15 protein-coding genes and 1 other RNA gene are annotated in these 16,591 nt (G+C 35.0%); 10 read left to right on the forward strand and 6 right to left on the reverse strand.

Features of this window, described 5'->3' with window-relative positions; all coding sequences use genetic code 11:
- The 7 genes from dnaN to FORMB_RS13200 all read left to right on the forward strand — a co-directional run bounded on the left by dnaN (nt 1) and on the right by FORMB_RS13200 (nt 8,567).
- Complete coding sequence (gene dnaN, locus FORMB_RS00005) at nt 1-1,119, forward strand: DNA polymerase III subunit beta (protein ID WP_069675504.1); 1,119 nt, start codon at nt 1-3, stop codon at nt 1,117-1,119.
- 136 nt (nt 1,120-1,255) lie between these two features.
- The gene (locus FORMB_RS00010; protein ID WP_069675505.1) at nt 1,256-1,702 is read left to right on the forward strand and encodes a GNAT family N-acetyltransferase; all 447 of its coding nucleotides are present in this window, start codon (nt 1,256-1,258) and stop codon (nt 1,700-1,702) included.
- Nucleotides 1,703-1,988: 286 nt separating this feature from the next.
- Nucleotides 1,989-2,945 (forward strand): T9SS type A sorting domain-containing protein, encoded by a 957-nt coding sequence (locus tag FORMB_RS00015; protein WP_069675506.1) that lies wholly within the window; start codon nt 1,989-1,991, stop codon nt 2,943-2,945.
- Between the two features lie 100 nt (nt 2,946-3,045).
- On the forward strand, nt 3,046-4,269 hold the full coding sequence (locus tag FORMB_RS00020) for an outer membrane beta-barrel protein (RefSeq protein WP_069677833.1): 1,224 nt from the start codon (nt 3,046-3,048) through the stop codon (nt 4,267-4,269).
- A gap of 28 nt (nt 4,270-4,297) precedes the next feature.
- A complete protein-coding gene (locus tag FORMB_RS00025; protein ID WP_157498044.1) occupies nt 4,298-4,795 on the forward strand; it encodes a hypothetical protein in 498 nt (165 codons plus the stop codon).
- Nucleotides 4,796-5,002: 207 nt separating this feature from the next.
- Nucleotides 5,003-7,723: a DUF6923 family protein gene (locus tag FORMB_RS13195; protein WP_231925552.1), complete on the forward strand. Its 2,721-nt coding sequence runs from the start codon at nt 5,003-5,005 to the stop codon at nt 7,721-7,723.
- Complete coding sequence (locus FORMB_RS13200) at nt 7,653-8,567, forward strand: T9SS type A sorting domain-containing protein (protein WP_231925553.1); 915 nt, start codon at nt 7,653-7,655, stop codon at nt 8,565-8,567. Before FORMB_RS13195 ends, FORMB_RS13200 begins: the two co-directional genes overlap by 71 nt.
- Nucleotides 8,568-8,684: 117 nt before the next feature.
- Here the strand turns inward: FORMB_RS13200 and FORMB_RS00035 are convergent, their stop codons facing one another.
- The 3 genes from FORMB_RS00035 to FORMB_RS00045 form a co-directional block, all read right to left on the reverse strand.
- On the reverse strand, nt 8,685-9,182 hold the full coding sequence (locus tag FORMB_RS00035) for a transcriptional regulator (RefSeq protein WP_069675508.1): 498 nt from the start codon (nt 9,180-9,182) through the stop codon (nt 8,685-8,687).
- A gap of 5 nt (nt 9,183-9,187) precedes the next feature.
- Nucleotides 9,188-9,454, reverse strand: a complete 267-nt coding sequence (locus FORMB_RS00040) for a hypothetical protein (protein ID WP_157498045.1) — start codon at nt 9,452-9,454, stop codon at nt 9,188-9,190.
- 594 nt (nt 9,455-10,048) lie between these two features.
- Nucleotides 10,049-11,665: an ABC-F family ATP-binding cassette domain-containing protein gene (locus FORMB_RS00045; protein WP_069677834.1), complete on the reverse strand. Its 1,617-nt coding sequence runs from the start codon at nt 11,663-11,665 to the stop codon at nt 10,049-10,051.
- 149 nt (nt 11,666-11,814) lie between these two features.
- On the opposite strand from FORMB_RS00045, the gene FORMB_RS00050 reads away from it, so the two are divergent.
- Nucleotides 11,815-13,221 (forward strand): TlpA family protein disulfide reductase, encoded by a 1,407-nt coding sequence (locus FORMB_RS00050; RefSeq protein ID WP_069675510.1) that lies wholly within the window; start codon nt 11,815-11,817, stop codon nt 13,219-13,221.
- 149 nt (nt 13,222-13,370) lie between these two features.
- On the opposite strand, the gene fsa is transcribed toward FORMB_RS00050, so the two are convergent.
- The 3 genes from fsa to ffs all read right to left on the reverse strand — a co-directional run bounded on the left by fsa (nt 13,371) and on the right by ffs (nt 15,074).
- Complete coding sequence (gene fsa / locus FORMB_RS00055; protein WP_069675511.1) at nt 13,371-14,024, reverse strand: fructose-6-phosphate aldolase; 654 nt, start codon at nt 14,022-14,024, stop codon at nt 13,371-13,373.
- 86 nt (nt 14,025-14,110) lie between these two features.
- Nucleotides 14,111-14,914 (reverse strand): SDR family oxidoreductase, encoded by an 804-nt coding sequence (locus FORMB_RS00060; protein ID WP_069675512.1) that lies wholly within the window; start codon nt 14,912-14,914, stop codon nt 14,111-14,113.
- A 61-nt stretch (nt 14,915-14,975) separates the two neighbouring features.
- Nucleotides 14,976-15,074: signal recognition particle sRNA small type (gene ffs / locus FORMB_RS00065), an RNA gene on the reverse strand.
- An 87-nt stretch (nt 15,075-15,161) separates the two neighbouring features.
- On the opposite strand from ffs, the gene FORMB_RS00070 reads away from it, so the two are divergent.
- Together FORMB_RS00070 and FORMB_RS00075 are read left to right on the forward strand one after the other, a co-directional pair.
- Nucleotides 15,162-16,187 (forward strand): glutaminyl-peptide cyclotransferase, encoded by a 1,026-nt coding sequence (locus tag FORMB_RS00070; protein ID WP_069675513.1) that lies wholly within the window; start codon nt 15,162-15,164, stop codon nt 16,185-16,187.
- Nucleotides 16,187-16,576 (forward strand): acyl-CoA thioesterase, encoded by a 390-nt coding sequence (locus tag FORMB_RS00075; RefSeq protein WP_069675514.1) that lies wholly within the window; start codon nt 16,187-16,189, stop codon nt 16,574-16,576. Before FORMB_RS00070 ends, FORMB_RS00075 begins: the two co-directional genes overlap by 1 nt.
- Nucleotides 16,577-16,591 lie beyond the last annotated feature (15 nt).

The following is a 16,591-nucleotide window of genomic DNA, read 5'->3' on the forward strand; positions in this document are numbered from 1 at the left end:
ATGAAATTTATAGTTTCCAGTACGTATTTATTAAAACAACTTCAAGTCCTAGGTGGCGTGATTAACAATTCGAACACCCTGCCGATTTTAGACAATTTCTTATTTGAATTAGAACATTCAAAACTAACGGTTTCCGCAAGTGATTTAGAAACCACCATGGCCTCCACTCTGGAAGTCGAAAGTGAGAGCGAAGGCAGTGTTGCCATTCCTGCTAAACTCTTGTTAGAAACGCTTAAAACCTTTCCTGAGCAACCGTTGACGTTTGTAATTGAAGAGAATAATACGATTGAAATTAGTTCTAATCATGGAAAATATGCGTTGGCATACGCAAGTGCTGACGAGTTTCCAAAAGCGATTTCTTTAGACAGTCCTAGTACCACAGTGATTGGTGCACATATATTGGCCACTGCCATTTCAAAAACGATTTTTGCCGCTGGAAATGACGATTTACGCCCCGTAATGAGTGGCGTCTTTTTTCAGTTTTCAACAGAGAGTTTGACCTTTGTAGCTACCGATGCGCACAAACTAGTTAAATATTCTCGTACCGATGTGACTGCCAATGAAACAGCTGAATTCATCATGCCTAAAAAACCATTAAATTTATTAAAAGGTATTCTGGCGGGAAGCGATGACGATGTCACAATTGAATACAACGATTCTAATGCTAAATTTTCGTTTGAAAATTCTGTGGTAATCTGTCGTTTGATTGATGGTAAATATCCAAATTACGAAGCAGTAATTCCAAAGGAAAATCCAAACCACTTAACGATTAGCCGCAATCAATTTTTGAACTCGGTACGTCGTGTGTCTATATTTTCAAATAAGACAACGCATCAAATTCGCTTAAAAATTGCAGGTGCAGAACTTAACATTTCGGCGGAAGACATTGATTACAGCAACAAAGCCGAAGAACGCTTGACTTGTGATTACCAAGGCGATGATATGCAAATTGGGTTTAACTCTCGTTTCTTATCCGAAATGTTGAGCAACTTAAATGCTGATGATGTTCAATTGGAAATGAGTATGCCCAACCGTGCAGGAATCCTTACTCCTATTGACGGATTGGACGAAGGCGAAACAGTCACCATGCTCGTCATGCCTGTGATGCTTAACAGCTAATACCTAAATTTTTCATATATAAATTTAAGAAGCATTCCGACGGGAATGCTTTTTTATTATTATATTTATTTCAAAATTTCGCCCTAACGCTTGGCAACTTGCTCAGAAGTAAACAGACTATTTAATACGATCCACAATGAATTACAGAAAAGGAACTCCTAAAGACTTAAATCAATTTTCTGAATTGTTTGATGCGTATAGAATGTTCTATGGCAAAACAACAGATATTGAAGGTGCCAAAACTTTTTTGGAAGAACGCATTTCTAATAAGGACTCTGAACTTTTTGTAGTCGAAACTACTGAGAACAAATTAGTTGGATTTGTACAATTATACCCACTTTTCTCTTCAACCCGTATGAAGAAGTTTTGGCTGCTAAACGATTTGTTTGTATATCCAGAATCGCGTGGTAAAGGAGTTTCAATCGGGTTGATAGAAATGGCTAAAACGCTGGTAGCAGAATCCAATGCTTGTGGCATGTTTTTAGAAACTGAAAAATCAAATTTGATTGGGAATAAGTTATATCCAAAAACAGGGTTTGAATTAAATACAGAGTCTAACTTTTATGAATGGAACGTGAAATAATGTTTTTGCCTTACTAAATCTAGCTTCTTAGGGTCTTTTTTTGTGTTATATTATATAATCTGTAAATTATTAATTAAAAGGTTTCCAGATTTAGTTATTTATTATATATTTATCCTGAAGTTTCGCCCCACAGCTTTTCTTCATAACCAATATTATTTTTTTGTAAGTTTTGTTTTACTATAAAACGAGACCCTTGTAAACAGGCCTTGTTTTGATCACTTTTTAGTTTTAAGGGATTGAGACTTTTTCTGCTACATCACATTTATAAAACAATAAAAACAAACACATGAAAAAAGTAAACTTAGTATTCGTTGCATTACTACTCGCAAATTTTGGAATTTCCCAAACCTCTACCACTTTATTTACGGAAACGTTTGAATCTGGAAATAAATTCACGCTTAATACGTCGGATTTAAATGCCTCCACAACCGATAATATTTGGCAAATGAATAATACTTATACGGGCGGTTCTGCCAGCATTACTTGTGTCGGAGTGACACAGACTATTCCTATTGCTAATACACCTGCACAACCCACTGGAATCACTAGTGGACCGTCAAGTAATTATATACACATCTCAGCACAGTTAGCCATCAATGCTGGAATTAATTGCTCGTCGTACGCACCTGCTGTGAGTTTATGTGGTATAGCTGGTGGATCAAATTTCTCAAAGATGACTTCTTCTATTTCTACAACAGGCTATTCAGGAATAAAATTTAATTTTTGGTGGGTATGTGCTGGCAGTAATGACGCGTTTGGTGAGGTATATTACAGTCTCGATAATGGATCTAATTGGGTGTCAAAACAAACGAGCTATAACAATACTTCTACTTGGACACAAGCATCCTTATCGGATACTGCTTGGGACAACCAATCCAGTGTGTTATTTGCATTTCGTTTCGTAAACAACACTACAACCTCGACGGCTGCTGCAGTCCCAGCATTTTCTATTGATGAGATTACAGTTACAGCTGATACCACATTAAACATCGCTAATAACAAGCCTATAATCAGCTCCGTAGTACATCCAAATCCAACAAATGGGAATGTAAATCTTATTTTAAATAAGACTTACAAAGCTGTTAAAATTTACATTTCAGATGTAACTGGTAAAACAATTGATGTGAAGCACTTTAAAAACACAAAAGATTTGAGTTTTATATTAAGAGGGACTCCTGGTCTCTATTTTTTAAATATTGAAGCGGATGCAGAGAGATTAAATTATAAGATGGTGAAGAAATAAAATAGCCTTGATCGTTATGAATAGATAGAATAATTTATTTCTAATTTTTACACTCCAAATGGGAAAATCCCATGTCTTAGGTCGAATAAAAATTAATAAAATGAAAAGAAAAGCTCTACTCCTATTAATAGCAATTATAAGTATTAATAGCTATTCACAAATATCTTTTGAAAAAGGGTATTACATTGATAACTCTGACAAAAAAATTAATTGTTTAATCAAAAATATTGATTGGGTGAATAACCCCAGTGAAATTGAATACAAACTTTCAGAAAATACAAAAGCTAAATATATTGGTATCACATCAATTAAAGAATTTGGAATTCTAAAGGCCTCAAAATACATTAGAAGTGCCGTTAAAATAGATCGGTCGAGTGGGAACTTAAACTACTTGAGCGATACTAAAGCACCGATATTTAAAGAAGAACAGCTATTTCTAAAAGTAATAATAGAAGGCAAAGCTAATTTATACCATTATAAAGAAGGGAATTTAGAACGATACTTTTATAATAAAGGAAACGCAGCTATAGAACAGTTGGTTTTTAAAAATTATAAAATCAATGAATACGATTTAGGTAAAAATAACAGGTTTAAACAACAATTATGGAATGATTTAAAATGTTCCTCAATTACGATGAAAAACATTGAAAATTTGGAATATAAAAAAAATAGTTTGATTCGGTTTTTTACTGAATTTAATGTCTGTAGTAATTCAGAGTTTATCAACTATGAAAAAAAACAAAAAATAGATTTATTTAATTTAACTCTAAGGCCTCGCCTTAATAATTCTTCTTTAAACATTCAAAATTCTAGTTATAGCACTTCAGATACTAAATTTAGTAATAAATTAAGTATCGGTTTTGGTTTAGAAGCAGAATATATATTTCCTTTTAATAAAAATAAATGGTCTGTTTTTATAGAACCTACTTATCAAAACTATAAGGCAGAAAAAACAACTGATGTAAGTAATGTTTTAGGAGGTAAAATAATATCAGAAGTAAACTATAATTCTATTGAAGTTCCTTTAGGGATAAGGCATTATTTTTTTATAAATAGTACTTCTAAAGTTTTTATTAATGCTTCTTACGTGTTAGATTTTAGTTTTAAAACTTCAATCGAACAAAAAAGATCAGATAACTCAAATTTTAAATCCTTAAAAATTGATTCTCGAAACAATTTAGCATTCGGAATGGGTTACAAACTAAATGATAAATATGGTTTAGAGTTCAGATATCAGACCAGTAGGGAAGTTTTAGGAGATTATGTTTTTTGGAGTTCAGACTTCAAAACAGTATCAATAATATTTGGGTACACAATTTTTTAAAAACATGAGAGACTATAAAACAAATCTTATGAAATTATCAAACAGAATTATAATTTTATTAATTATCGGATTCATTAGCTGTAAACAAACCCCCAAAGAAATCGATATTAAAGGACCTAAAGTGGTCAGTGGAAACAATAAAACAGCCTACAATGTCCTAAAAAAAATGAATTTAGACAGTACCTACACGAATCTACTTGACCCTAGAAATGTGACCGCAGATGAGTATAAACTTGTGGCGGCTTCTTGGGCTAAATTTCATAAAAATCTATCTCATTTCATTAAAGAAGAAAAATTTAAATGGGAAGTTTCGGATTCAACCATTACTATTATGAATAGAATCTATTTTGATAAAAATGGAACGATCGATTATTACACCTTTAAAATTAAAAATCCATCTGTTACAGACGAAAAAATAGTGGAGTATAAAAGAGTACTTCAAAAATTTAGTAAAAATGTGAAACTTGATTTAAATCGAGATGAAAACTATGCGCAATGTGGGAAAATAAAATATAAGAATTTTTAGAGGTTTTTATAGGAACTCTTAGCTTTAATCCCAATCAGCCCATTCGATATAACTAGCTGTTTATCAGTATTTAATTTTCCTTTATTAATTAGAGCTAATTATTAAACTTAATACAACCCCCTTTCATCTACAGGTAATTATCATTTATCGAAAATTGAAATTCTTGCTATTGTAGTGGTATAAATTTGTGTTATAAATAATAATACAATGAAAAAAACAGTACTTCTTAGAATAGTGATAATCCTAATAACTTTTATTACTTCAGCTCAAACCAATATTGTAAATAATGCAAGTGGAGATTGGAAGTCCTTAATACAACTAGAAAATTTTGATCCCAATGATGATCAGCAATCCAATGCAGATACCGATTTTGTTGGGAATGCTACACATGCAATTATGGAAACTCAAAATGAAACCGTTTCCTTTAATGATGGTATAACAGATGATGTTTATTACTTTAGAGTCAGAATGGGACAAAGCAACCCCAATGCATCTTTCTATTTTGGATTGGATATTAGTGGCGATTATATCGCTGATATATTTATTGAAGCTAATGTGAAAAGTCAGACACCTTTTGTGGCATTTCATTTGAGAGATTACTCAATGTCTGGACTGTCTCCTTCCCAAACATCCTGGTTAAATGGCTCTCAAAATAATGAGTTAGAGTTAACTTCTAGAAACGCAGTGATCAGTGACTACAGTGCTGGAACTGATTTAGACGGTGGAAATAGCGGGACCGATTTTTGGATAAAATTTGGTTTTACAGAAGAAAGTATAAAAGCCTATGTGTTAGATAATTTTGGTTTGTCAATCGATGGAGATTCAATTATCGCATTGTATGGTTTTACGTCCACGAGTCAAACATCAAATGGAGATGTTATTGGAGTTGATGACCGTATTCAAGGAGAACTTGATAGAACTTGGGTCGATTTAGGCGTGGTTATTAATGGGACTTTAAATAATATCACTTCCGGGAATATTGTAATTCCAACCGTCAATTTTTTAACTACAGAGAATACCACACCTACATTAACTGGCAGTTGGGGAAGCACCATGTTAGGCGATGACAGCTTGTCAGTAAGCTTAAATGGAACCGTTTATACGACGGATAATGGATTGCTTATAGACACTCTAAATTGGAGCTTACCCATCGGGGAAGTTTTAAGTTCTGGAACCTATGGTGTAATCGTAACCGTTTCTAGAAGTTCAAATGGGCAAACAGTTTCGGATACGACAACCAATGAATTGACAATACAAGACACTCCCTTTTATTGTGATTATAATGCCTATCTATTTCAACACAACGATGTCTATGCCATCGATTTAGCTTCTGGAAATTCATATACAGTTGCAACCGACATAACACCAGGAAATATCAATGCTGCGGCTTATAATCCTATAGATGGATTTATTTGGGGTTCGTTAAGTGCACCCTCAAAAACCATTGTACGGATTGGTAAGAACTTTGAAACCAACCTTTTTTATATTGATGAGTTGCCCATAAACGGACGCTATGTTGGAGGTGTGAGTGCCTCAGGAATCTATTATTTAAAAGGTGACGGCACAACCTATCATAGCATCGATTTAAATCCAAATTCTGCCAACTATAGTCAGTATATGGCTACTCTAACTTTATCTCAAGATATAAATATCCATGATTGGGCATTTAATGCCGTAGATAATTTGTTGTATTCCATTGAAAAAGGATCCAATATTTTATACCGTATAAATGCCGAAACCGGAACTGTACAAAGCTTGGGTGAAGTGCCAATTCTCTCCGGATTAAATTATACCTATGGCGCTGTTTATTTTGATGCTTCAGGGCGATTTTATGTCAGTGCCAATCAAACAGGAACCATCTATATCATCCAAAACGTTCAAGACTTGAATGCTAACAGTACCATGAATTCGAATCTATTTGCTTTTGGACCTTCCAGTTCTAGTAATGATGGTGCGCGTTGCCCAACGGCTCCAGTACCTCAGGAAGATTGTATCAATGGACTAGACGATGATGGTGATGGATTAATCGATTGTGATGACCCTTCATGTTCTGGAGTTGCATCTTGTCCAGTTATAGAAGATCCAACGACTGGTGGTAATTCAGGGGGTTTAGAAAGTAATAACAGACTCTCTCAGCAAATTAGTAAACGAAATTTTAAACGCGCTAAAACAAGTTATAGGTTTGATAAAGCAACTGCAAAGCAATTTGAAAAATCGATATCCTACGGAAGAAATGCTTCAAACAACGGATACCAATTTGAATTATCAGACTTCATTCCTCTTGAAGTTGTGAATGAAGATCTTGTGATTGAATCTTCTCCTAGAGATTTAATAGGCATTACCAATGCTTCAGATGTTTATTCTGTTGATTATTTAAGAGCGGGTGAAAATGTAAGTTCTATATTGGTTCTAAAAACGGAGGATGGTGTCTATGAACATACCAAATATATTTGTGATCGTTTATTAGGTGCTCAGTTAATTTCGGTATCGACTCTAGAAATTCAAGATCAACAATTCATAAAAGCGTTGATAAAAAATACCGATGGCTCCTTAGAATTTGTTTTGAGTCTTTCTGCAAAAGTAACAGATGACAACAACTTTGCTATTGAGAGTCATTGGAATTTAGATAAGTATGAAGCGGATACAGCGTTTTATAATTTCCAAATATGGTCTAACTCTTTAGATGATTTATTACGTCTTGGAAAAGAAGTGGTGCGTTTATTAGAGGTTCAAAAGCCCATTGTAGCGTATCATAATTCTGCACCCCCTTCTGTATTTGTTAGAAAAGGCAAATACCACAACGGCAAACTCGATTTACAAATTGTAAATACCAACGGAACTCATACCATTACGTTTGATGGTGGTCTTAAGAGCCACAGAAACCAATTCGGTGGAGCAGGTATCGTCAACCATAGATCTAGAGGGTAATTACATCACCAATATGGAAATAGATGCTGGAAACTTGTTTGATATTGGTTTTAGAATCGGTGATGGTATTTCAATTCCAGATGATTTATTTATGTCTGATGGTCCTTGGGGCTATGATGATGCCCCAGACACTATGCTCGTTCATACGTATGAGGTAAATCCTAATGAGGAACCATTTCATGAGGATGAGTTTGCTGTCGAACGTAATATAGAGTTAGTCGGCAGTACCAATGCATATATGGCTGCTTACAGAGCCCTCACCCCAAAGTTTAGTCCTATCAATTTTACGGAATATCAAAGCTTAAAATTAAAAGCAAAAGGGACTGGCAAGTTGATAATTCGGTTGGTGAAAGAAAGTGTAACGGATTGGGGATCTCAATACAAAACAACTATTCCCCTCACAAACAATTTGCAAGATTATAGCATACCATTTTCTAATTTCACTTCCATTAACGGGACTGATTTTATCCCTAATGACATCACGTCTATCGTATTTACAATGCTCGCAGAAACAGGCGAAGTAGAAACAAAAGAAATGACGATACAACACCTTCGTTTTTCAACAACGAGTTCGCAATCGGAAGACCCCTTAAATACACTCGTGGTATCCCCTAACCCTATGAAATCTAGTACAACCTTCCATTTTACAAGTCAACGTTTAGAAACTGTAGAAGTATTGGTTTACAATCAATTGGGAAGTTTGGTAAAAACAATCACGCATGAAGCGACTTTAGGAGCGAATGAAATTAAATTAAACAGAGGAACCATCAGTTCAGGACTGTATTTCTGTAAAGTTCAAAGTGATACTAAACTCTATAAAATAACAAAACTCATCATAGAATAAAGATTAAAAACTAAGATATTAAAGGATGAAAGGATAAGAAGCTTCGGTTTTTTATCCTTTTTTTTGCTTGATGGGTATGAGTATAAAAAAGACAAGACTTAAGTGATTTCAAATCCCCTACATCCCTAATTCCAGTAGTTTCTTAGAAAATTTTTCTTTTTTACGAGTGTCAATAGAATCACATACTCGAATATAATGGGACATTATATCTTTATTATTAATGCTCATCTTAATTAATCGTCCACTAACTAAAGAGGTGACGCCATCATTTTCGATATTAGAAATGGTGTTTTTACTAAATCCTAAAATAACACTTAATGTTGATGCAGCAATGTGGTGTTTTTTCCTGAAACGAATAATTTCTTCTGGAGCTGCCGCTCCTTTAGAAATAAGATAAGCACTCTTTAGTGATTTTAAATTACGATTCATTTGACTCTTGGTATAAAACGCAACCTTATGCTCCCTATGAATCATACCAGTATTTTCATCCACTTCATAATCCAAATAATACACTTCCTTGTATGATAATATAATCCCTTTGACTTTTTTTTCTACAGTTCTTTCTAATTCATTTGTAGGTTTTTGTTCTCTTGTTATATTTTTTTTTGCTTCCATAGTTTTTAATTTTTAAACGGTTGATCCATTGTATAATCAGGAATATGATTTGAAAAAACCAACACCTGTAACCCACGAATTTCTAGTCCGTATTTCAAATAAATCTCAATTCTATCAGCTCCGACAAACACACGAAACGCACAAACGTTAAAATCAGCACCTCCAGAAGGATCAACGCCTCTGTAATAATTTTTAGGAGTTAATTTTAGAATCGCATCTTCAATAGCATTTGCATTTATATCATAATCAATCATCAAGTTTTCTAACTCCAAACTTGCTTTTTTTGTGAAAGTTTTAGCCTCACCTTCTAAAATTCTTTTTTTTTGTCTCAGCAATAAATTCCTGTATTACTCTAATATTGTCTTTCGTGTTTGGTAATTTGATCATCGGTATAATGGGCTTAATCCTACAAATATACAAATAAATTCCCAATCATTGGGAGTTAAAGCTGTTAATTTGATACTATAAGGGACTCTATAAATCCAAAATAAGTGTGACGAACTAATAAAAAAAGACTTCATTGTGAGTACTTTCCTTTTTTTACTAATTTGGAGTATAACAGAACCCAAATATGTTCTTGCTTTATGAAAAACCTACAGCTACTTCCGAGTACATTTCGCGATGAATCAATCGTTACGATTTCTTTTTCTTATGATCCCGAGCTTATTCAAACTATAATATCGTGTTTTTTTAGTAGTTATAAAACAACGTAATAAGTTTTTTTTAGGTATGACTAAACAACTTACAGAATATATTAGCTGGGTAAATGAGTTAAAAATATTAATTCAAAAAACCTAGCTCCGTATTCTATGACTAAAAAAATTAAATTTAGAACGGATAAGCACTGAACAAATAAACTTACCCTCCTACCCATACATCTTTGTACGAAGCTCCTTAATCTTAGAATCTTGCATATACTCATCAAAGGTCGTGTAACGATCAATTACGCCCTTAGGCGTCAGCTCAATCACCCTATTGGCCAAGGTTTGTGCAAACTCATGATCGTGGGTGGTAAACAATACCGTTCCTTTAAAGTTTTTTAAGGAATTATTAAAGGCTGTGATACTTTCCAAATCCAAGTGGTTGGTCGGTTCATCGAGCATGAGGACGTTGGCACGCATCATCATCATACGGGAAAGCATACAACGCACTTTTTCGCCACCCGACAGTACGTTCGATTGTTTGAGCGCTTCTTCCCCACTGAAAATCATTTTCCCTAAAAACCCACGAATGTGTACTTCTTCGCGTTCTTCTTCCGTTTTGGTCCACTGTCGCAACCATTCCACCAAATTCATGGCATTCTTAAAAAAGCTGCTATTATCTAAAGGCAAATACGATTGCGTTGTGGTCACACCCCATTGGAATGTTCCGCTTTTAGCCTCTAATTTTTTTGTGACGATGTCGTAGAATGCAGAAGTGGCTCGGGAATCTTTAGAATACACCACCACTTTATCGCCTTTGTTCAAGTTAAAATCAATCTTATCAAAAAGCGTGTCACCTTCCAATTGGTAGGCTAATTTTTCAACATTTAAAATCTGATCTCCTGCTTCGCGTTCGCGTTCGAAAATAATGGCTGGATAACGTCTGCTAGAAGGACGAATGTCCGCCACATCTAACTTATCAATCATTTTCTTTCGACTCGTGGCTTGTTTGGACTTCGCCATATTGGCAGAAAAACGACGGATGAATTCTTCTAATTCTTTCTTTTTATCTTCTGACTTTTTATTCAGTTGGGCGCGTTGTTTGGCAGCCAATTGAGACGACTCGTACCAAAATGTATAATTCCCAGAGAAGTGGTTGATCTTATTAAAATCGATATCTGAAATATGTGTACATACCGCATCCAAAAAGTGACGGTCATGCGATACCACAATCACACAACTATCGTAATTGGCTAAGAAATGCTCTAACCAAGAGATGGTTTCATAATCCAAATCATTGGTAGGCTCATCCATAATTAACACATCTGGCGATCCAAACAGGGCTTGTGCCAACAAGACGCGAACCTTTTGTTTTCCGTCCAAATCTTTCATTAGGGTGTAGTGGTGCTCTTCTTTGATCCCTAAATTTGAGAGCATAGACGCCGCATCACTGTCGGCATTCCATCCGTTCATTTCTTCAAACTTCACTTGAAGCTCTCCAATACGGTCGGCATTTGCATCTGAATAATCGTTGTACAAGGCGTCAATTTCAGCCTTAATTTTAAACAGCGGATTGTTTCCCATAATCACCGTTTCCAATACGGTATGCTCATCGTAAAGATTGTGATTTTGCTCAAGTACCGACATGCGTTTCCCGGGCTCCAAGTGCACATGTCCAGAAGTGGGTTCTTGCACCCCTGCTATGATATTTAGAAATGTAGATTTCCCAGCCCCATTGGCGCCAATAATTCCATAGCAATTTCCGGTATTGAAAGACGTATTGACTTCATCAAAAAGAATTCGTTTTCCAAATTGTACTGATAAGTTTGAAACTGATAACATGCTTAAAATAATTTTTTGCAAAAGTAAATAAATCAAACCACCCATCAAATTAAACCGCCTCGTAATTTAACAACGCCTTAACAAGAATAAATCATATCATAGCGTACTTTTGAAAGTATCAAGATATTAATTGCCATATTTTTAAATAGATGAAACCAATACACCTCCTTTTTGGGCTTTTAATCTTTGTGGGCTGTCAGACCAGTCCCGAAGAAATCAAGCCTGTTTTTGTGGGTGGGGACATCATCAATCCCAGCAATAATTATGTGGTTTTATATGATACACAAAACAATACAGACACCTTATATCTGAATGATGAGAATCGGTTTTTTCATCATTTCACAAACTTCAAACCGGGGATTCATTCTTTTGTACATGGCGGAAAATACCAATCCATTTTACTAGAAGAAAATGACAGTATTATGATGCACATCAATACCCACGATTTTGACGAATCAATTGTTTATAATGGGATTGGCGCTAAAAAAAATAATTATCTTATTAATCTTTTATTAAAACTAGAGAAAGAAGATCGTAAAACCAATGCGTTTTACGCCAAACCACCTGAAAAATACCATCAAAATATAGAAGCATTCATTTCTAAAAACACCAAAGACTTAGAGTTTTTTATGACTAAAAACCTAAATTCTGAGCTCTTTAAAAAGGTAGCCCTTTCCAGTATAAAATACCATTATTTCACCCGAAAAGAATTGTATCCGTTCCGTCATTTTGGCGTTCATAATTTCAGTAATTTTAAAGAACTCCCTTCTGATTTTTATGAGTTCAGGGAGGAAATTGTTTACAACGATATCGATCTTAAAGATTTTTATCCCTACTATAATTTTTTATTTCCTCATATCAATAATTTGGCACTGGAACAATTGACTACTGCCAATCCGGAATTCACTTTGGAGGATCATCAGCTAGACTACACCAGTCGAAAGTTAGAGCTCATCGATAGCTTGGTGACCAATACCATGATTAAAAATAATTTATTAAAATATACCACACGAAATTTCATTTCCAATTCAAACTCCATCGATCAGAGTTATATTTTGTACCAATCTTTTTTGGATAAAAGCACCAATGAAAAGGATAAAAAATACATTAAAGACTTGTTTAAAAATGTGCAAGGTTTGCAACCGGGCTATCCGCTCCCAGCGATTGAAGTGATCAATCATACAAATGAAACCGTAAATATCAATACGATATTTGATAAAACAACGGTGATTTATTTTTGGGACAATGCCAGTCGTTACCATTTTGAAAACAGTCATATCAAAGTGAAAACCCTACAAGAAAAATTACCAAACATTGATTTTGTTGCCATCAATATCAACTCCATGCACACCTATGTATGGAAAAATATGATTTTCGGAAATCAGTTCAAAATCAACAACGAATACCGTTTTGCAGATCCCTCCTATGCCAAAAAACGCTTGGCGATTAACTACATAAAAAAAGTTTTGATTGTGGATCGTAATGGCGTTATTTTAAATGCTACCGCCGATTTGTTTGATCCTGAATTTGAAGTCTCTCTTAAAAAATACAAATAAAAAAAGACTCTCTAAAAAGTAGAAAAACTGTCATTCTGAACCTGCCTGACGGTAGGCAGGTTTATTTCAGAATCTGAAGCAAGTTCAGATTGACAAAGCAAAATCTTTCTAGACAGCCTTCGCAAACTGCATCTATTTAAATCAAATAATTAATTTCCTTTTTTATAATCTTCTAAAAATTTAGCCAAACCACTATCAGTCAATGGGTGACGTAACAAACCTTCAATAGAGCTCAAAGGACCTGTCATGACATCGGCGCCTAATTTAGCACAGTCAATCACGTGCATGGTATGACGTACAGAAGCTGCTAAAATTTCAGTACCAAATCCGTAATTATCGTAGATAAGACGAATCTCCGCAATTAAATTTAAACCGTCTGTTGAGATATCATCCAAACGCCCAATAAACGGCGATACATAAGTCGCACCTGCTTTAGCAGCTAACAAAGCTTGCCCGGGTGAAAACACCAAAGTAACATTGGTTCTAATGCCTTTATCGCTGAAATATTTACACGCTTTTACACCGTCTTTAATCATTGGAAGTTTCACCACAATTTGTGGATGCAAAGCTGCTAGAGCCTCCCCTTCTTTAACCATCCCATCAAAATCTGTAGAAATAACTTCCGCAGACACATCTCCTTCAACAATTGCACAAATGGCTTTGTAGTGGTTCAAAATGTTTTCTGCACCAGTGATGCCTTCTTTGGCCATTAATGAGGGGTTGGTAGTAACGCCATCCAAAACACCTAGGTCTTGCGCTTCTTTAATCTGATCTAAATTGGCAGTGTCAATAAAAAATTTCATGATTTTTTTTGGTTTGAATTAATGGGAACAAAATTAGTACATTATAACTGCTTGACAACAGTTATTTTAAAAAATAATAGGTTGCCTTATATATTATAAAAACGACTTAAAAGCTTCTCATACCACAAATCTGGAAGGATGCGCTTTAAAACCACTGAAAACTTTTGTAGAAATGCCCCAACTTTATAATGAATTTTTGGGTTTTTAGAGGTGATAATTTTATGAATAACCTGAGCCATGAGCAACGGATTTTTCCCAGAATCAACGTGGGAGTCCATCAAATTTAAAGTGGTGCCGTAAGCTACTTTATAGGGGGAATCTTCTAATAAAGGCGCATGGTAACGTCCTGCTGCAATATTAGTGGCAAAATCACCAGGGGCAATATTACTCATCGTAATATTAAATGCTTTGAGTTCCATACGATACGATTCCGTAATCAGCTCCAAAGCGCCTTTACTCGCACTGTACACCCCTCTAAACGGCAATCCCATATAGCCCGCAATAGACGTGATGTTTAGAATTTGTCCTGATTTTTGCGTTCGCATATAAGGCAACACGGCATTGATCATATTTATAGGTCCAAATAGATTCGTTTCAAAATTACGTTTCATCTCCTCCATTGGGATTTCTTCTAAAGGTCCCGTAATTCCAATCCCGGCATTATTGACCAATACATCAATTTGACCTGTTTTGGAAATCAATTCAGAAACACATTCAGAAATGGACGCTGTTTGGGTGACGTCTAATTTTATAATTGGAAACTTAGAATCTGTATATTTTTCTGGAAAACGGCTTGTACCATAAACGGTAAAACCTTTGTCGGTAAGGTACTCTCCTATTGATTTTCCAATCCCAGAAGATCCGCCTGTAATTAAAACAACTTTTGCCATTGAATATCGTGATTTAAGAAGCTAAAGATAGGAAAGATTTATGGAAACTATGGGATACAAAAAATGGCAAGCTACCTACATCACACTGCTACGACCATTTACCTTTGCTGCGTTCCCGCCCTGGAGGATTCAACAGGAGCTAGTTGTGTAGGACTTGCCTCTGCAAAGATACAAAGTTTTAATATTCACGCAATGATTTTTTTAACTGAATATAAATAAATAAATTGCTAAAAAATATAATTGCACTATGCATACCTACAAACTATTGACATTCATCGGACTTAACGTTTTGATCTCCGCCTGCGGATCAACCACCAAATCAAACTTTTCAATCAAAACAAACAGCGAAACAAACATAATTTCCAATGCTGAAACACTTTCTATTGAGCTTCTAAATCCAAACAATAGAGATTTTGACTCTATTCAGTTGACTTTGGATACTAAAATAATTACGGCTTCCGTTGATTTATCAGCAATACCCTTAGGAGAAAAACTCATAAAAGCCAAAGTATTTTATGACGATACTTTTGAAGTCGCCCTTAAAAAAGTGGTGGTGGTGAATGCCAAACCACCAAAAATATATACCTATGAAATTGTAAATACCTATGCTCACGATATCACATCTTATACACAAGGACTTGAGTTTTATAAGGGAGACCTTTATGAAAGTACGGGGCAATACGGCGAATCTAAACTGAGAAAACTTGATTATAAGAATGGATCCGTTGTTAAAAATGTTGATTTAAGTTCTTCTTATTTTGGGGAAGGGCTCTCGGTTTTAAATGATAAAATTTATCAACTCACATGGAAAGAAGGCCGTGGGTTGGTGTATGATGTCAATAGTTTTGAACAGATAGAAACCTTTAATTACGGACAAAGTAAAGAAGGTTGGGGACTGTGTAATGACGGTCAGAAGTTTTATAAATCTGATGGATCTGAATATCTGTGGTTTTTGAATCCTAAAACTCTGGCGGAAGAAGGGTCTTTGCAAGCCTACACCAATAAAGAGAAATTGACAAACCTCAATGAATTGGAATGGGTGGATGGAAAAATTTATGCAAATCGCTATCAGAAAGATGGTATCGCCATCATCAATCCAGAAAATGGAGCGATCGAAGCGGTCATCGATTTTAAAGCCTTAAAAACAAAAGTAACCAAACACCAAGGATTGGATGTTTTAAATGGAATGGCCTACAACCCAAAAACAAAAACCTTATTTGTGACTGGAAAACGTTGGGATAAATTATTTGAAGTTAAAATTATTGAAAATTAATGATGGTATTTGAAGCCACTCGATCTGTTGTTTCGGACGACTTAGACGACTTAATGCATGTGAATAATGTGCGTTATGTGCAATGGGTTCAAGATATTGCGAAGTCGCATTGGGAAGCTTCCACCACTCCACTCCAACAACAAGAAAATATTTGGGTCTTATTGAGCCATCACATCGATTATAAATCTGCTGCCAAACTCCACGATGAAATTCACCTCAAAACCTATGTCACACGCTCTGAGGGCGTCAGCTCTACACGCATCGTTGAAATGTATCATAAGAACAGTGACAAATTGATTGTCAAATCTGAAACCACTTGGTGCTTGTTAGATGCAACAAGCAAAAAACCAAAACGAATCAGCCCTGAGATTGCTAAAGTGTTTCGTTAATTTTAGTTTAAATGT

This window comes from Formosa sp. Hel1_33_131 (assembly GCF_001735745.1).
Taxonomy (GTDB): domain Bacteria; phylum Bacteroidota; class Bacteroidia; order Flavobacteriales; family Flavobacteriaceae; genus Hel1-33-131.

Bases quoted from the DNA above. Each gene is read 5' to 3' on its own strand.
- FORMB_RS13195 (WP_231925552.1), top strand. From the start codon at position 5,003: ATGAAAAAAACAGTACTTCTTAGAATAGTGATAATCCTAATAACTTTT.
- FORMB_RS00020 (WP_069677833.1), top strand. From the start codon at position 3,046: ATGAAAAGAAAAGCTCTACTCCTATTAATAGCAATTATAAGTATTAAT.
- fsa (WP_069675511.1), bottom strand. From the start codon at position 14,024: ATGAAATTTTTTATTGACACTGCCAATTTAGATCAGATTAAAGAAGCG.
- FORMB_RS00060 (WP_069675512.1), bottom strand. From the start codon at position 14,914: ATGGCAAAAGTTGTTTTAATTACAGGCGGATCTTCTGGGATTGGAAAA.
- dnaN (WP_069675504.1), top strand. From the start codon at position 1: ATGAAATTTATAGTTTCCAGTACGTATTTATTAAAACAACTTCAAGTC.
- FORMB_RS00015 (WP_069675506.1), top strand. From the start codon at position 1,989: ATGAAAAAAGTAAACTTAGTATTCGTTGCATTACTACTCGCAAATTTT.
- FORMB_RS00010 (WP_069675505.1), top strand. From the start codon at position 1,256: ATGAATTACAGAAAAGGAACTCCTAAAGACTTAAATCAATTTTCTGAA.
- FORMB_RS00050 (WP_069675510.1), top strand. From the start codon at position 11,815: ATGAAACCAATACACCTCCTTTTTGGGCTTTTAATCTTTGTGGGCTGT.
- FORMB_RS00045 (WP_069677834.1), bottom strand. From the start codon at position 11,665: ATGTTATCAGTTTCAAACTTATCAGTACAATTTGGAAAACGAATTCTT.
- FORMB_RS00025 (WP_157498044.1), top strand. From the start codon at position 4,298: ATGAAATTATCAAACAGAATTATAATTTTATTAATTATCGGATTCATT.
- FORMB_RS00075 (WP_069675514.1), top strand. From the start codon at position 16,187: ATGATGGTATTTGAAGCCACTCGATCTGTTGTTTCGGACGACTTAGAC.
- FORMB_RS13200 (WP_231925553.1), top strand. From the start codon at position 7,653: ATGGTGGTCTTAAGAGCCACAGAAACCAATTCGGTGGAGCAGGTATCG.
- FORMB_RS00070 (WP_069675513.1), top strand. From the start codon at position 15,162: ATGCATACCTACAAACTATTGACATTCATCGGACTTAACGTTTTGATC.
- FORMB_RS00035 (WP_069675508.1), bottom strand. From the start codon at position 9,182: ATGGAAGCAAAAAAAAATATAACAAGAGAACAAAAACCTACAAATGAA.